General features: G+C 53.7%; 12 protein-coding genes, 2 pseudogenes and 1 riboswitch. Of the genes and pseudogenes, 13 read left to right on the forward strand and 1 reads right to left on the reverse strand.

The features are described from left to right. Positions 1–85 precede the first annotated feature (85 nt). Positions 86–171, reverse strand: a riboswitch (glycine riboswitch). A gap of 81 nt (positions 172–252) precedes the next feature. After that, complete coding sequence (locus tag ACZ1HF_RS16835; protein WP_472658592.1) at positions 253–1203, reverse strand: LysR family transcriptional regulator; 951 nt, start codon at positions 1201–1203, stop codon at positions 253–255. A gap of 130 nt (positions 1204–1333) precedes the next feature. Between ACZ1HF_RS16835 and ACZ1HF_RS16840 the strand changes: the two genes are divergently transcribed. From ACZ1HF_RS16840 to ftsH, 13 genes and pseudogenes are all read left to right on the forward strand, one after another. Continuing rightward, positions 1334–2341: a TAXI family TRAP transporter solute-binding subunit gene (locus ACZ1HF_RS16840; RefSeq protein ID WP_472658593.1), complete on the forward strand. Its 1008-nt coding sequence runs from the start codon at positions 1334–1336 to the stop codon at positions 2339–2341. Between the two features lie 57 nt (positions 2342–2398). Next, complete coding sequence (locus ACZ1HF_RS16845; RefSeq protein WP_472658594.1) at positions 2399–4639, forward strand: TRAP transporter permease; 2241 nt, start codon at positions 2399–2401, stop codon at positions 4637–4639. After that, positions 4632–5879, forward strand: coding sequence for an NAD(P)/FAD-dependent oxidoreductase (locus ACZ1HF_RS16850; protein ID WP_472658595.1), 1248 nt, complete (start codon positions 4632–4634; stop codon positions 5877–5879). The genes ACZ1HF_RS16845 and ACZ1HF_RS16850 overlap by 8 nt, the downstream gene beginning before the upstream one ends. Before the next feature lie 120 nt (positions 5880–5999). Further along, positions 6000–6632 carry a hypothetical protein gene (locus ACZ1HF_RS16855; RefSeq protein ID WP_472659077.1) on the forward strand — a complete coding sequence of 211 codons (633 nt, stop codon included), beginning with the start codon at positions 6000–6002 and terminating at the stop codon, positions 6630–6632. Positions 6633–6692: 60 nt separating this feature from the next. Beyond that, on the forward strand, positions 6693–7094 hold the full coding sequence (ybgC, locus tag ACZ1HF_RS16860; RefSeq protein ID WP_472659078.1) for a tol-pal system-associated acyl-CoA thioesterase: 402 nt from the start codon (positions 6693–6695) through the stop codon (positions 7092–7094). A 101-nt stretch (positions 7095–7195) separates the two neighbouring features. Next, positions 7196–7890, forward strand: a pseudogene (gene tolQ, locus ACZ1HF_RS16865) (protein TolQ). A gap of 3 nt (positions 7891–7893) precedes the next feature. Beyond that, positions 7894–8370, forward strand: coding sequence for a protein TolR (tolR, locus tag ACZ1HF_RS16870; RefSeq protein ID WP_472658596.1), 477 nt, complete (start codon positions 7894–7896; stop codon positions 8368–8370). 12 nt (positions 8371–8382) lie between these two features. After that, the gene (locus ACZ1HF_RS16875; RefSeq protein WP_472658597.1) at positions 8383–9438 is read left to right on the forward strand and encodes a hypothetical protein; all 1056 of its coding nucleotides are present in this window, start codon (positions 8383–8385) and stop codon (positions 9436–9438) included. A gap of 212 nt (positions 9439–9650) precedes the next feature. Next, positions 9651–10970, forward strand: a complete 1320-nt coding sequence (gene tolB / locus ACZ1HF_RS16880; RefSeq protein ID WP_472659079.1) for a Tol-Pal system beta propeller repeat protein TolB — start codon at positions 9651–9653, stop codon at positions 10968–10970. 79 nt (positions 10971–11049) lie between these two features. After that, a complete protein-coding gene (gene pal, locus ACZ1HF_RS16885; RefSeq protein WP_472658598.1) occupies positions 11050–11568 on the forward strand; it encodes a peptidoglycan-associated lipoprotein Pal in 519 nt (172 codons plus the stop codon). Positions 11569–11588: 20 nt separating this feature from the next. Continuing rightward, positions 11589–12446 carry a tol-pal system protein YbgF gene (ybgF, locus tag ACZ1HF_RS16890; RefSeq protein ID WP_472658599.1) on the forward strand — a complete coding sequence of 286 codons (858 nt, stop codon included), beginning with the start codon at positions 11589–11591 and terminating at the stop codon, positions 12444–12446. Next, positions 12443–13684 carry a tRNA lysidine(34) synthetase TilS gene (gene tilS / locus ACZ1HF_RS16895; protein WP_472658600.1) on the forward strand — a complete coding sequence of 414 codons (1242 nt, stop codon included), beginning with the start codon at positions 12443–12445 and terminating at the stop codon, positions 13682–13684. Before ybgF ends, tilS begins: the two co-directional genes overlap by 4 nt. A gap of 76 nt (positions 13685–13760) precedes the next feature. After that, positions 13761–15684 (forward strand): annotated as a pseudogene (ftsH, locus tag ACZ1HF_RS16900) (ATP-dependent zinc metalloprotease FtsH). Positions 15685–15781: the final 97 nt, after the last annotated feature.

Raw genomic sequence — 15781 nt, forward strand, 5'->3', positions numbered from 1 at the left:
CTTTGCGCGTGATGCCCCCTCTGTCCTTTTGCCTGAGATCGCTATCCCTTCGGCGGACCCGTTACGAGCCTCTCTCCAGAGTTCTATGTCTTTGTCGGTCCTTTGGCCTGAGAGTTTCCGGGGCGGTTGCTCCTTCGGCACCAGCTTATCTGGTTCTCCCGACATCGATTTAATATCACTTACAGATGTTGCACGCATAAGGGTAGGCAGGCAAGAGCTTCGTTCGTTTTTATTTATCGCTGCAACCAATGTTCAGGTCGCGGTCAATTCGGCCTGCGGGTTCGCTTCGATATTTTGCAGCATTCTGATAACTTCTGCTGTCCAACCAGCTTTTACCGTAAGCGCCAATTGAGAAGGTGGGCGGTGGCTGGGCGTAAGGATTGCGTAATCATATTGTAGCTGCGTCGCCAATGGCACGAAGACCACACGCCCATCGGCTGTGTTCATTTCCCGCTCAGTCACCACTGTGAGCGGGTCAACAATGGCAAGACATTGCCCGACACTGATAAATTGCATCAATGGCAGGAAAATTTGACTGTCGATCATTGTGTTGAACTGTGCACCCGCCTGCCGAAACGCCTCAGCCGTGCGTTTGTAGAGTGAATGATTGCTTTGGAGCACGCCCATCGGGATACTGTCCAAATCCTTGAATGAGATAGCCTCCTTTTCTGCCAGCGGATGATCACGGTGCAGGGCGCAAAAGCAATCGGCCTTAATAATTTCCGAGCTGTATTGGCGTGGCTTGTTGGTTGGTGGATCAAAGTCGGCAAAGCCGAAATCAATGCTTTGCGTGCCGGCGAGCTCTTGGATTTGCTGTGAACTGCGTGATGACATTGAAATTCGGATTTCAGAATTGTCCCCGATTGCATCGCTGACAAATCGCGGAACAAGGTAGGTGGACGGCCCCGGCATTGCTGCAATATTCAGATTGCCCGACTGTGCGTTGCGTAAGCTTTTCATTGTCCCTGACACAGTCGCCAGACGTTCCAGAATATCGGTAGCCTCAACCATCAGGTAATGAGCCTCGGGAACCGGGATAAGCTGATGGCCGGTTCGCTCAAAAAGTTTTAATCCAAGGCTCTGTTCCAGATTTTTCAGGGCAAGGCTGATCGCGGGCTGTGTGCGGCCAAATTTTCTGGCGGTCTGAGAAACAGAGCCGGACTCCATTATTTCCCTGAAAACACTGAGCTGGGTTAGGTTCATGAATTGACCATAAGAAAAAATTTAGTTTAGCGAAATATATTAAATTTGGATTTATGTAAATTTTCTCTAAACTAATCTGATCAGAAATTCGGCGTAACCGAATCTCGTGTTTATCAACTGGGAGACAATTATGAAGATCACCAAGACCTTGATGGGTATTGCACTGGCTGGCGCGCTTGCGATGCCGGCAATGGCGCAAGAACCTACATTTTTCCGCATTGGCACTGGTGGGGCAGGCGGCACGTATTTCCCCATCGGCGGTGCGATTGCAAACGCTATTTCCGCCCCTCCCGGCGCGCGCGCCTGTGACGAGGGCGGCCAATGTGGTGTGCCCGGCCTGATTGCGATTGCGCAATCCACAAACGCTTCTGTGCAAAACAACACTGCTGTGCAGAATGGTGAGCTGGAAGCCGGGATGACCGGGGCTGCAAGTTTGCGCGCGATGTATCTGGGCGAGGGCAAATTTGACGGCCAGCCGCATGAGAAGCTGCGTGTTGTCGCCAACCTTTTCCCGGAAGATTTGCATCTTGTTATGCCCAAAGGCGCCACGTTGGATGGCCTTGGTGATCTGGCGGGTAAGCGCGTGGGGATTGCACAAGCAGGGTCAGGCACGCAGGTTGCTGTGCTGCAAATCCTTGAAGCCTACGGTGTCACACGCGACAATATGGAAGAAGCGGAACTGAACAATTCCCAAAGCGCTGAACAGCTTGCCGACGGTCAGCTAGACGCTTATTTCTACGCGGCTGGCTGGCCCGTTGCGGCGATGGTGCAACTGTCGACGACCAAAGGGATGGAGCTTTACCGTTTCACCGATGACGAGATGAAGAAGGTCAACGAAATCGTGCCGTCTTACATCCCGTCGATGATCCCGTCTGGGGCTTATGAAGGTATTGACTACGACGTGCCGACCCCTGCAGTTAGCGCGATGTTTGTTGTCTCTGCCGATCAGCCGGAAGAACTGATCTACGAGATTACCAAGGCGTTGTGGAATGATAACACTCGCAAGCTGCTTGATAACGGTCATGCCAAAGGCAAGCAGATCACGCCAGATACGGCACTGGCTGGTGTCGATGCACTTGGCGTACCGCTGCATCCGGGTGCCGAGAAGTTCTACCGCGAAGCCGGTCTTCTGAAGTAAAACAGCAAACGGCGGCTCTGTCTGGGCCGCCGTTTTCCAATAAGGGGGATGGGGCCAATGAGCACCAATGAGACCGAGGGCCAACAGGTCCCCGCCACCGAGGCTGAACTGTCCGAAGAGCAGCTTGCCGCCATCGAAGACAAGTATGACGACATTGGTGGGATGCGTCCTGTCACACCGCTACTGCACAGTTTTCTACGTCTGGTCGCGCTGACCTTTGCAATTTATCACTACTATACGGCTGGGTTTGGCTTGCCCGTTGACTACGTGCATATGGGCTTGCATCTCTGTGGTCTGTTCATTCTGACATATACATTCTTTCCCTTCATCAAGACCCGCTCTGTGATGGAGATGAAACCGTCATTCCTGCGCATCGGCAATGTTCCAATCTTTGACTGGATCGCGATTATACTCGGCTGTATGGCCTCGATGTATATCGGCTTTGCTTGGCGTGGCGTGGAATGGCTTGGCATTGCCGAACAAACCTTCCGGCAAGGCAATCCCAACAATTTTGACATTTTCTTTGGCACGGTGCTGATCGTTCTTGTGCTTGATCTCGCCCGCAGAACTCTTGGTTGGATTCTGCCGGTAATTATATTGATCTTCATCGCCTATGCGCTTCTGGGACCGCATATCCCGATACAGATCCTGAAACATCCGGGCACCAATTGGCGGCAATTCGTCAACAATATGTATTTCCCATCGGAAGGGATTTTTGGCGTCACGCTTTGGGTTATCTCGACAACCGTATTTCACTTTGTGCTTTTTGGCGTGATCGCGCAGCGCACGGGGCTTGGCAAACTCTTCGTTGATAACGCGATGATACTTGCCGGTCGCTATACAGGTGGGCCTGCGAAAGTGTCGGTTATTTCGTCGGCCTTTTTTGGCACGATCTCAGGCTCTTCGGTGGCCAACACCGTGTCCACAGGGTCGCTGACCATCCCCAATATGAAGCGTCTGGGCTATCCATCGCATTTCGCAGGCGGTGTCGAAGCCGCAGCCTCTGCCGGTGGACAAATCACCCCGCCGATCATGGGGGCAGCTGCCTTCATCATGGCCGAGTTTCTGGAACTGCCTTACACCACAATTGTCATAGCTGCGATTTTTCCAGCACTTTTGCATTATGTGGGCGTTTTTACAGTCGTTCACCTGACGTCGAAGAAGCTGGGTCTGGTGGGCTTTTCCAAAGACGCGCTGCCGCATTTCAAAAAGGTCTGGAGCGAGGGGTGGGCCAATATCATCCCCCTTATCGCGCTGCTTTATGTGCTGTTCTCGGGTTACACACCCTATATGGCCGCGTTTTGTGGAATTTCGCTGGCGGTCATTACTGGCTGTACACGTGTATCCAACCCGATCAGCCTGCTGGCCCCCGTCGCGTTCATTGCTTTTGCACTATGGAAGTACATGAATGGCGGATTTGACATAACGATGCTCTTGCTTTTGTCGACTTGCGCTGCCGTGGGAATTTTCAATCCGGATGAGCGCATCACTTATCGCGCGTTGATGGAGACAATCGAGACAGGTGCGAAATATGCGCTGGCCGTAGGGGCTGCAGGGGCTGCGGTTGGTCTTGTGATCGGCGTGATCAACACAACGGGTATCGGGTTCCGCATCGGCTTTATGGTGACAAGCGGGGCCGCGTCGATTGCTGAAGGCGTCTATCCGCTGATCAACCTGCCGTTTTGGGAGTTGTTTACGCTGCCGGACCTCACGTTGTTCTTCTCGTTGGTTCTGATTGCGATTGCCTGCATCCTGATGGGCGCGGGTATCCCGACAACAGCGCTGTATATCCTGTTGGTCTCGGTCGCGCAGCCTGCATTGACTCAGCTAGGCGTGCCACCCATCGCATCACACATGTTCGTGCTCTATTACGGCGTCGTAGCCGAGATCACGCCGCCTGTGTGTACTTCGGCCTATGCGGCGGCGGCGATTGCCAACTCAAACCCATTCCGAACGGGCATATCGGCCTTCACGTTGGGGCTTGGTAAGATTGTCGCGCCAATGGCCTTTGTCTATGCGCCAGTCCTGCTGATCGTGTCCTCCACAGGCTTCGATATGCTTGATTTTGTCATTGCAGGCAGTACCGCTATCCTTGGCGTCTTTGCGTTATCCACGGCTGTGGTAGGGTATTTGCTAAAACCTATGGGAGCGTTCCAGCGTATTCTGTGCGCGCTGATTGGCTTGGTCTTCATCTCGCCCAATTGGACGGCTGACCTTGTGGCGCTTTTGGCCTGTTTGCCGATCATCGCACTACAAGTTTTCGGAACTCGTAGTGATCCTGAGCCCACACATGGGTGACACGCCAAACGATGTTACGGTCATTGGCGCTGGCATCGTTGGCCTGTGTTGTGCGCTCTCTTTGCAAGAGCGCGGCATTGCGGTGCGGCTGATTGATCGCGGTGCGCCGGGGCAAGAGACGTCTTTTGGCAATGCGGGTGTGATCTCGCCCTGGTCAATCGTCCCGCAAGCAATGCCGGGTATCTGGAAAAACATCCCTGGCATGCTGCTCAGCCGCAATGGGCCGCTGAGTGTACGCCCCTCTTTTTGGCCAAAGATGGTGCCGTGGGGGCTGCGCTTTCTGGGAATGTCCGGCGAGAAAACGGCGCGGGATGTGTCAGACACTATGGAGCTTCTTTGCGCGCCAAGTATCGAACTTTATCGCAAGCATCTTGCTGGCACAGGACATGAAGATCTGGTTGCAGACAGCTATTATATTCACGCGTTTCGACGTGCGGATCGACCCAGTTTAGACAATCTCGACTATAAGATGCGTCGTGAAAAAGGAGCCGACTTGACGATGATTGATGCATCAGAGCTACAATCATTGGAGCCGGCACTTTCGCGCGATTTCAAAGCGGCCATCGTGATCAAAGGACAGGCGCGCGCAATATCACCGGGTCGCATTGGTCAGGTGCTTGCCGAGAAAGCCAGAGCCCAAGGGGCGGAATTCCTGCAGGAAGAGATCAAGTCGCTACGGCATGAAAACGAGGCATGGCATCTGATGACTGCTACGGGTGCAATAACTGCAAAGCACATCGTTTTGGCTGCGGGCGTATGGTCGGCAGAGTTGCTCAAACCGTTGGGGGTCTCTGTGCCGCTGGTGGCTGAACGTGGCTATCACGTTGTCTTTCCGCAGCCGGGCGTAAGCCTGACAAATTCCGTGATGGATGTAGAGGCTAAGATTGTCGCAAGTTCAATGAGCGATGGGTTGCGCGTTGCAGGCTCGTCCGAGTTTGGCGAGATCGACGCCCCGCCTGATCCACACAAAAAAGTGCTTCTGACGCATCAGGCCCGTGCGATGTTGCCAGACCTGAATACGGATGACACGCAGTTCTGGCTTGGAAGGCGCCCGTCCTTTCCGGATAGCTTGCCAGCGCTGGGCCAGATAAATGGACATACGGGGCTATATGCTGCTTTCGGTCATTCTCACTATGGGCTCATGATGGCCCCGAAAACAGGCGAACTTATCGCTGATATGCTGGCGCAACGTCCCTCAAATGTTTCTTTGCACAGGCTTAGTGCTAACAGGTTTGGTTGAAAGGTTTCCTATAGTTGGTAAGGCCGATCGGCAGAAGCCTCTATAATGTCGTTGTGGTTTTGACATTGAGTGTTGTGCGCAGCATATAGGCAGCGATCAAATTTACAGGAAAACACAGTGATGGAGACCACCGAGGTCGCCCCGTATTTTACCCGTTCTGATGGAACCTATCTGTTCGCACGTTGGAACCGGCCAATTGTGCCGGTTGTGTTCGGGGTCGAGGACCAGACGATCAGCGTCCTAAAAGGCGCGGTTGAGGCCGTGTTCCATCTGGCAGGGCACCAGATGGCCGAGACAGACCCTGAGCTGGGTGTCAACTTCATGGTGTTCTTTGTGCGCAACTGGCAGGAATTGCTTGATACGCCCAACCTGGATCGCCTGATCCCGGAACTGGAAGGGCTTGTTGGACGGCTGAGAGAGGCCGAGGCCAATCAATACAGGATATTTCGGTTTGATCCAGATGGCGGGGTCAAGGCTGTTTTCGTTTTCCTTAAGATGGATGCAGTAATGACCAATATCGCTGCCGATACGCTATGTCTGGGACAGGTCGTGCAATCTATTTTATTGTGGTCGGATGAAGCGTTTCTTGGAAGCTCGCCTTTAGCGCAAAGCAATGAGGGCATGATCCTGAAACCTGAAATCGCCGAAATTATCCGTGTGGCTTATGATCCGGTTATGCCGGTAGCTGCCACAGATGCATCGCACGCCTTGCGCCTCGCTGCGCGATTGCAGGCAAAAGCCGGGCTATCCTGAGGTGGCTCTTGTGCCGCGTCAGAAAGGCTGATTTCGTACAGCTTCAGCGACAAGAGGCGCATCATGCATAGCTTTGATATCCGCGTTTATTATGAAGACACCGACCTTGCGGGCATTGTTTATTACGCGAACTACCTGAAATTCATCGAACGGGCGCGCAGCGAGTGGGTGCGTTCGATAGGCGTGGACCAAGCGGTGCTCAAGGCGGAGCATGGGATTGTATTTGCGGTTCGTCGATTAGAGGCGGACTACATGTTACCTGCGCGTTTTGACGATGTCGTGACGGTTTCCACAGCCCTCAAAGGTCTGACAGCAGCACGTATCATGCTCACGCAAGATGTCAGTCGGGGACACGATATGTTGTTTTCGAGCCTTGTGACGCTTGTTTGTCTGACGGATCAGGGGCGTCCAACGCGTGTTCCGGCGGATATTTGCCAGTTAATGGGGGGTATTTCCAAATAATTTTGCCTCAAAGCATGACTGTGATGGCATTTTGAAACGAACCACGTTAACATAATTCCAATAATGTCGAAAAAATCGGCGGTAAAAAGACGAGCAGGTACATGGAAGCTGAGGCTATTGGGCTGGCCAGCGAGATCGATTTTTCGGTCACAGCGCTGTTCTGGCGTGCAACATTCACGGTAAAATTGGTTATGCTTATACTGATCGCAGCGTCGATCTGGGGTTGGGCAATAATCATTCAGAAATTCATTAACTATCGCGTGGCGCGACGTGAGGCAGAGGCGTTTGACCGGGCATTCTGGTCTGGCGACCCGTTGGATGAGCTTTATGAACGCATTGGGTCAGACCCCAAAGGATCAGCGCAGAAGATATTTGCGGCGGGCATGTCGGAATGGCGAAGGTCTCATCGCGAGGATGGGCGATTGATTGCAGGTGCCACGGCACGGATTGATCGATCTATGGATGTCGCCATTGCAAAAGAAGATGGCAAGCTGACCTATGGTTTGGGGTTTTTGGCGACAGTCGGGGCCACTGCCCCTTTATTGGTCTGTTTGGAACCGTCTGGGGGATCAAGAATTCCTTTGAGGAAATTGCCATTGCGCAAAATACCAACCTTGCGGTTGTGGCTCCGGGTATTGCCGAGGCGCTGGTTGCAACCGGTCTAGGTTTGCTGGCGGCGATCCCCGCGGTGATCTTCTACAACAAGTTGTCATCGGACGCGGACCGTATCTCGGGCGGGTATGAAGCGTTTGCAGACGAATTCTCGACCATCCTATCGCGCCAGCTGGACGCTTGAGCCATGGGGGCAAGTGTCATGCAGGGCGGCTCAGGTGGCGGACGCCGAGGGCGTCGGCGTAAGTCAAGCACCAAGCCGATGTCGGAAATCAACGTCACGCCTTTTGTGGATGTTATGCTGGTGCTGTTGATCATCTTTATGGTGGCAGCGCCCTTGCTGACCGTCGGTGTGCCGGTAGAGCTGCCAAAAACGGCGGCGAATGCATTACCGACCGAACAGGAAGAGCCGCTGACAATTACGATCACGGCGGAAGGCCAGATATCGATCATGAATACCGAGGTTGAATTCGCAGACCTTATCCCGCGCTTGCAGGCGATTGCAGCGGAACGTGAGGATGACAAAATCTTTCTGCGGGCCGACGGGGCAATTTCCTATGAACGTGTCGTGCAGGTCATGGGCGCACTGAACCGTGCTAACTTCAATAGCATTGGTCTGGTCACAGATGTGGACGGTCCTGAATTTGACGGTCAGGGCGGATAGGTCCGCGACGCGATGCGCACTGGCTTTTATATCTCTGCGGCGGGTCATGGGGCCCTGTTTCTCTGGCTGGTGATCGGAGGGCTTTTTGCGTCTCGCGATGAGCTGGACAGTATTTCCGTTGCAGAGGTCACAACAATCAGTGAGGAGGAGTTCGCATCACTGCAGCCTTCCTCGCCTGATGTACAACAAGATCAAGAGGCTTTGCCGCAACCGGAAATTGCAGAAGAGGTAACGCCACCCGTGCCGGAGCCACCGAGCGAGGCACCTGAGCCTGCCCTTGCGCAACCTGCGCCGCCGCAGCCCCAACCAGAGCAGCCGCCAGAACCGGATACACCACCTGAGCCTGCGCCACCGCCAGAGCCGGAACAGCCCTTGCCACCAGAAGATACGGTGACGGCAGCCCCAACGATTGACGAGAACGCGACGCCGACGCCGGAGGCTGCGGATATCATTCGTGATGACCCGGCCCCTGCGCCTGATCCGGACGTACAAATTGATGACGTTGATCAGGCGGAAAGCGCACCTGATCCAGATGCGGACGTTGTGGAAGAGGCACAGGAAGAAACCCAACAGGAACAGTCTGCGTCAGATATTATTACAGAAGCAGAAGTTGTGACTGCGGCCCCCGAAAAGTCCTCGCGCCCGACGGCCCGTCCAAACCGACCAAAACCGGAACCAGCACAAGTGGCGGAGGCAGAAGACGACCCCGCGCCAACCGAAGACCCGGTTGAAGAAACTCCAAGCGATAATAGCGATGCAATCGCAGACGTGCTGGCTGGTCTGGAGGAAGAGCAGCCGCAAGAGCCAGCCGCAGCCCCTGCGACTGCCCCGCAAGCCTCCGGGCCACCGCTCACGGGGGTGAGAAAGACGGCTTCCGCCTGGCCATTCGGGATTGCTGGAATGTGGGTGCGCTGGGCACAGACGCGTTGCAGGTTGTATTGGAAGTTGATTTCTCACTTGCGCCGGATGGAACTGTGCAAGGTAATACTTTGCGGATGGCGTCAGCAGATGGTGGTAGTGGTGCTGCGGTTGATCGTGCGTTTGAAGCGGCTCGGCGCGCCATTCTGAGATGCCAAAAAGACGGGTATGACCTGCCAGCCGATAAATATGAGCAATGGAAAAATGTTACCGTGGTATTTGATGCAACAAGTGGCCGGATCAGATGACTTCCTGCGCAGAACCTGAATTATGTGCTGAAAGATGCCAAAGCGCTATATTTTTCAAGATGCATCGCTTGCAATGCGCCTTGTTCGTGAAAGGATGAAGATATGACCAAGTTGATGACCTATATCTGTACTTTAATGGTGGCATGCGTTGTCCAATTGAGTGCTACCACTGCTCCTTTTGCGCAGGAGCGTTTGGTCATAAGAATCGATGACCCCAATATTGAACCCCTTCCATATGCTATTCCCCAGTTCATCGCAGAAACCGCAGCGGCGGATCAGATTGCGAAGGATATTACGCAGGTAGTTTCGGCAGATTTGCAGGGAACCGGGTTTTTCCGGGAAATTCCGGCATCAGCCTATATTTCCGGCGTAACCAGTTTTGATAGTCCGGTGCAGTTTGCCGACTGGAAGGCCATCAACGCTCAGGCGTTGATCACCGGGACTGTCACAACTGCCGGGGACGGGCAGGTTGTGGTGAAGTTTCGCCTGTTTGATGTGTTCTCAAACAGTGAGATGGGCGAAGGGTTGCAATTTGTCGGCTCGCCCAACGGGTGGCGGCGGATGGCTCACAAGGTGGCCGATGCGGTTTATTCCCGGATCACTGGCGAAGGCGGGTATTTCGACAGCCGTGTGGTATTCGTGTCCGAGACCGGGCCGAAGAACCAGCGCCAAAAACGCATCGGTATTATGGATTATGACGGTGCAAATCAGCAATTCCTGACGGATGCCAGCACTATCGTTTTGGCACCACGCTTTTCGCCTAGCGGAGACCGGGTGCTTTACACGTCTTATGAAAGCGGCTTTCCCCGGATCAACGTGCTTGATATTGCCTCCGTCAACCGCCGCGCGCTAGAGGATCAACCCGGCACGATGAGCTTTGCACCACGTTTTGCTCCCAATGGGCAGGAGGTGGTATTTTCCCTGACGCAAGGGTCCAACACCGATATATTCAAGCTCAACATCAATACAGGTCAGCGACAACAGCTGACAAACTCCCCCGCGATTGAGACAGCTCCTAGCTTTTCCCCGGACGGATCACAGATTGTGTTTGAATCGGACAGGTCCGGCACGCAGCAGCTTTATGTCATGAGCGCGAATGGTGGCGAGCCCGTGCGGATCAGCTTCGGTCAGGGCCGCTATGGTACGCCAGTGTGGTCGCCACGTGGTGATCTGGTCGCGTTTACCAAGCAAAACCGGGGCCGGTTCCATATCGGGGTGATGCGCATAGATGGGTCCGATGAGCGGCTGCTGACAGCGTCTTTCTTGGATGAGGGTCCTACATGGGCCCCAAATGGACGCGTTATTATGTTCACCCGTGAAACAGCAGGGGGCGAAGGGTCGTCGACCATGTATTCCGTTGATATATCAGGACGAAACCTGAAAGTTGTGCAAAATTCCGCGTCGGACCCATCCTGGTCACCGCTTTTGAAGTAAAGACGGGATTCCATGCGCGCAAAAATGGTGCTACATTCCCATGCAATCGAGCCAATAATAATCAATAAGGATAAAACCGATGAAAATCACTTCTACACTTGTCATGCTTTCTGCCGTGATTGGCTTGAGCGCATGTTCCCAGAATGACTTTGACGGCGCCGATGGGGTGAATGGCGATGGCGCGGGCGGTCTGAATGGCGATGGCATTTCGTCCAGCGCTCTGGACCCGACAAGCCCTGCTTACTTTAACCAGACAGTCGGTGACCGGGTCCTGTTTGCCGTTGACCAAAGCACATTGACTGCTGAAGGGCAGTCGACTTTGCAGGCTCAGGCGCAATGGTTGCAGCAAAACCCAAGCTATACAGCGATTATCGAAGGCCATGCGGATGAACAGGGTACGCGGGAATACAACCTTGCGCTGGGCGCACGTCGTGCGGCAGCCTCCCGTGATTTCCTTGTATCAAATGGTGTTGCGGATGCCCGTTTGCGGACAGTTACATTTGGGAAAGAACGCCCGATTGAGGTCTGCTCCAATGAAGCCTGCTATTCCAAGAACCGTCGCGCCGTGACAGTTATTTCTGCCGGTGTTGGTAGCTAAGAAAACCGAAGGTGAAGATCATGCGTAAGCTTCTGTATACAACCGCTTTCAGCCTATGCCTTGCGGTGCCTGCCTTTGCACAGGACCGTGAGCAGACCCTTGCCGATATCCGGCAGGAAATGACGGCGTTGAACGCGGAAATACAGGGGCTGCGGCGTGAACTGTCTACCACGGGTGCCGCCTCCGGCACGACTGGCACCGTGGCAGGCGGTACGATTCAGCGAGTTGATGCGATTGAGCAGCAGTTAATCCAGCTTACGTCAAAGACGGAAAAGCTGGAAAACCGGATCAACCGAATTGTGTCGGATGGCACCAATCGGATTGGTGATCTGGAGTTTCGTTTGGTTGAACTAGAAGGCGGCGATATCAGCAAGCTTGGTGAAACCTCTACCCTGGGTAGCAACGGTACAGACACTGCCGCTGTAACGCCGGGTGTTGCACCTGCCGTTCAACCAAATGGCGTAGCGCCTTTGGATACAGGGCAAGCAGAGCTTGCCATAGGGGAGCGAAAGGATTTTGAGCGAGCGCAGGAGGCGCTCGCGCAGAGTGACTTTCGCGGCGCCGCGGACCAGTTTGCGACCTTTACCCAGAATTACCCCGGCGGACCGCTGAGCGGAGAGGCCCATTTCCTGCGAGGCGAAGCATTGTCTCAGTTGGGGGACTGGAATTCAGCGGCACGCGCCTATCTGGAAAGCTTCTCAGGCTCACCGGAAAGCGACAGCGCACCTAAAGCACTATACAAGCTGGGTCTGTCTTTGAACGAGCTTGGCCAGTCTTCAGAGGCTTGCATCATGTTGCAGGAAGTCGGCACGCGCTATCCGGGGTCGGATCAAGTGTCTGCAGCGCAAAATTCCTTACAAACGCTTGGATGCTCGTGAACGGCGGCGCCGTACTCATTGATGCAATTGATCGGTTTTTTGGGGAACATCCACCATCTGCTATAGCAGTCGCCGTTTCAGGTGGCAGCGACAGTCTGGCGTTGCTGCACCTTATGGTAGACTGGGGCGCTAGCAATGTTTTTGCCGTTACGGTTGATCATGGATTGCGCCCGGAAGCAGCGCTGGAGGCGGCGCAAGTCAAGGCTGTATGCGCAGGGTTAGACGTTCCGCACCAGACGCTGCAATGGTCAGGGTGGGACGGACAAGGCAATACGCAAGCCCATGCGCGTAAGGCGCGGTACGAATTGATGTCTGGCTGGGCTGACCAGCAGGATATTTGTCATATTGTACTTGGGCACACGATTGACGACGTGGCCGAGACATTTCTGATGCGCCTGATCCGCGGCGCAGGTGTTGATGGTCTGTCCAGAATGCAAGATAGTTTTGTGCAGGGTAGCGTCACGTTTGGTCGCCCCTTATTGGGCATTAGACGGGCTGCGCTTCAGGATTTTCTTAAACAACGCAATATCAAATGGATTAGCGACCCATCCAACGAGGATGAGCGCTATGATCGGGTTAAGGCGCGCAAAGCTCTGAAGGCTTTGGAACCGCTGGGCCTTGATGCCGAAAGACTTTCAGCGGTCAGCGGCAACTTGCGTTTTGCAAGTATTGAATTGTCTCGGGTAGCCCATGCGTTTGCAAGGAAATCCGTTCGGGTTGATCATGGTGATGTTGTCATTGACCGACAAGAATTCTGCTTGGCAGGTCATGAGACCCAGCGCAGGATTTTGGCACATTCCTTAAAATGGGTATCCACATCAGAATATGGACCGCGCCGCGACCCGCTTTTAGGCCTGTGCGCCGATGTCCTTTCAGGCAAAATGCGTTCGTTGCATGGGTGTCTGGTGCAAGGCGGTGAAAAGACGATACGCATTACCCGCGAATATAACGCTGTGAAAGATCACACTGTCCCAGTAACTGAAATCTGGGATAACCGCTGGCAGATTTCAGGGCCGGGGGGCTCAGATTTTCTTGTCCGTGCTCTTGGCGAGAAAGGCTTGCTAAAATGCCCTGACTGGCGTGAGTCGGATCTATCAAGATGTAGCCTATTGGCGTCACCTTCCATATGGGATGGCCCTGATTTGGTCGCCGCCCCGGTGGCAAATTTACCCAATGGGTGGGATGCCGAACTGGTTAATGATGAAAAACACTTGTTTTCGTCTATTTTATCGCATTGAAACTGGCGCACTATTCTCTATTTTAGGGAAGTGGCTGTAAAACGCTTTACAGCCAAACTTGTTTAGGAGAATTCCCGTGGGCAATGCGAGAACTATCGCTTTCTGGGTCGTGCTTTTTCTGCTGATCCTCGCTCTGTTCAATATGTTCAATGGTGGTCAGGCCACTATGGCATCACGGACAGTTCCGTATTCGGACTTTGTTGAAAAGGTTCAGAGCGGCGATGTGTCTAAGGTGACTATGGATGGTGAAAAGATCACCGCCACTGTCGGTGATGAGCAAGTTGTAACGATTCAGCCAAGAAATGCTGAGGAAGTTCTGCTGCCGATACTTCTGGACAACAAAGTCGCTGTTGAGGCGAAGCCACAGGAACAAAGTGGTTTACTGACGTATCTTGGCACGTTGCTGCCCTTTATTATCATTATTGGCATCTGGCTGTTCTTCATGAATCGCATGCAAGGTGGCGGCAAAGGCGGTGCAATGGGCTTCGGCAAATCGCGTGCAAAGCTCTTGACGGAAAAACATGGTCGCGTGACATTTGACGATGTTGCCGGCATTGATGAAGCCAAGGATGAGTTGGAAGAAATCGTGGAATTCCTGCGAAATCCTCAGAAATTCTCGCGGCTCGGCGGAAAGATTCCTAAAGGCGCTTTGTTGGTAGGCCCTCCGGGGACTGGTAAGACGCTTCTGGCGCGTGCGATTGCGGGTGAAGCTGGTGTGCCATTCTTCACCATTTCCGGCTCTGACTTCGTAGAAATGTTCGTTGGTGTCGGTGCATCCCGCGTGCGCGACATGTTTGAACAGGCCAAAAAGAATGCACCATGCATTGTCTTTATCGATGAGATTGATGCCGTGGGCCGGTCCCGTGGCGTCGGTTACGGTGGTGGCAATGATGAGCGGGAACAGACGCTGAACCAGCTTCTGGTTGAGATGGACGGGTTCGAAGCAAATGAAGGCATTATTATTGTCGCGGCGACCAACCGTCCTGACGTTCTGGACCCTGCATTGCTGCGCCCTGGTCGATTTGATCGTCAGGTGCAGGTTCCAAACCCCGATATCAAAGGACGTGAGAAAATCTTGCGCGTCCATGCCCGCAAGGTGCCACTGGGACCTGATGTTGACTTACGTATTATTGCCCGTGGTACGCCGGGGTTCTCTGGGGCTGATCTGGCGAGATCTGGTCAATGAGTCGGCCCTGATGGCCGCCCGCTTCGGGCGACGTTTTGTGACGATGGAAGATTTCGAGAACGCCAAGGACAAGGTCATGATGGGGGCCGAGAGACGGTCCATGGTGATGACCGAGGATGAGAAAAAGCTGACTGCCTATCATGAGGCGGGCCATGCGATTGTGGGACTGAATGTTCCGCAGCATGACCCGATCCACAAGGCGACGATCATTCCGCGGGGCCGTGCGCTGGGGCTTGTGATGAGCTTGCCGGAACGTGATCAGCTTTCGGTCAGCTTTACGAAGTATAAATCGAAAATCGCTATGGCGATGGGTGGCAAGGTTGCGGAAGAGCTGATTTTTGGCAAAGAGAATGTCACCTCCGGTGCTGCCTCTGACATTCAGCAAGTTACCAAGATCGCGCGTGCCATGGTCACGCAGTTCGGTTTTGATGATGAGCTTGGTCATATTGACTACGCCAATGAGCAGCAAAGCTATCTTGGCAGCTATGGTGGTGGCTCGAACCATTCGGGTATTACTCAGAAGACGATTGATGACAAAGTCCGCATGATCGTTGATGAGGGTTATGAAACTGCAAAGCGTATCCTGACCGAAAAGGCTGATGATCTGGAACGTCTGGCGCAAGGGCTTTTGGAATATGAGACCCTGACCGGCAGCGAGATTACGCGTGTCGTTGCAGGTCAACCTTTAAATCGGGACGATGACGAAGACGATAAGCCTGATAGTGGCAAAACATCGGTTGCATCTATACCAAAGACCAAAAAGGCCAAGCCGCCAAAATCTGATGGCGGGATGGAGCCTGAGCCTTCTGCCTAAAGGCGATTTCTGCAAACACATCGAGAATGCCGCGCTTTATTTGTCGCGGCATTCTGTTTTTTGACACTTTAACACACAGATATTGATTGGATATTTG

The sequence above is a fragment of the Litoreibacter sp. GN1-5 genome (assembly GCF_055693805.1).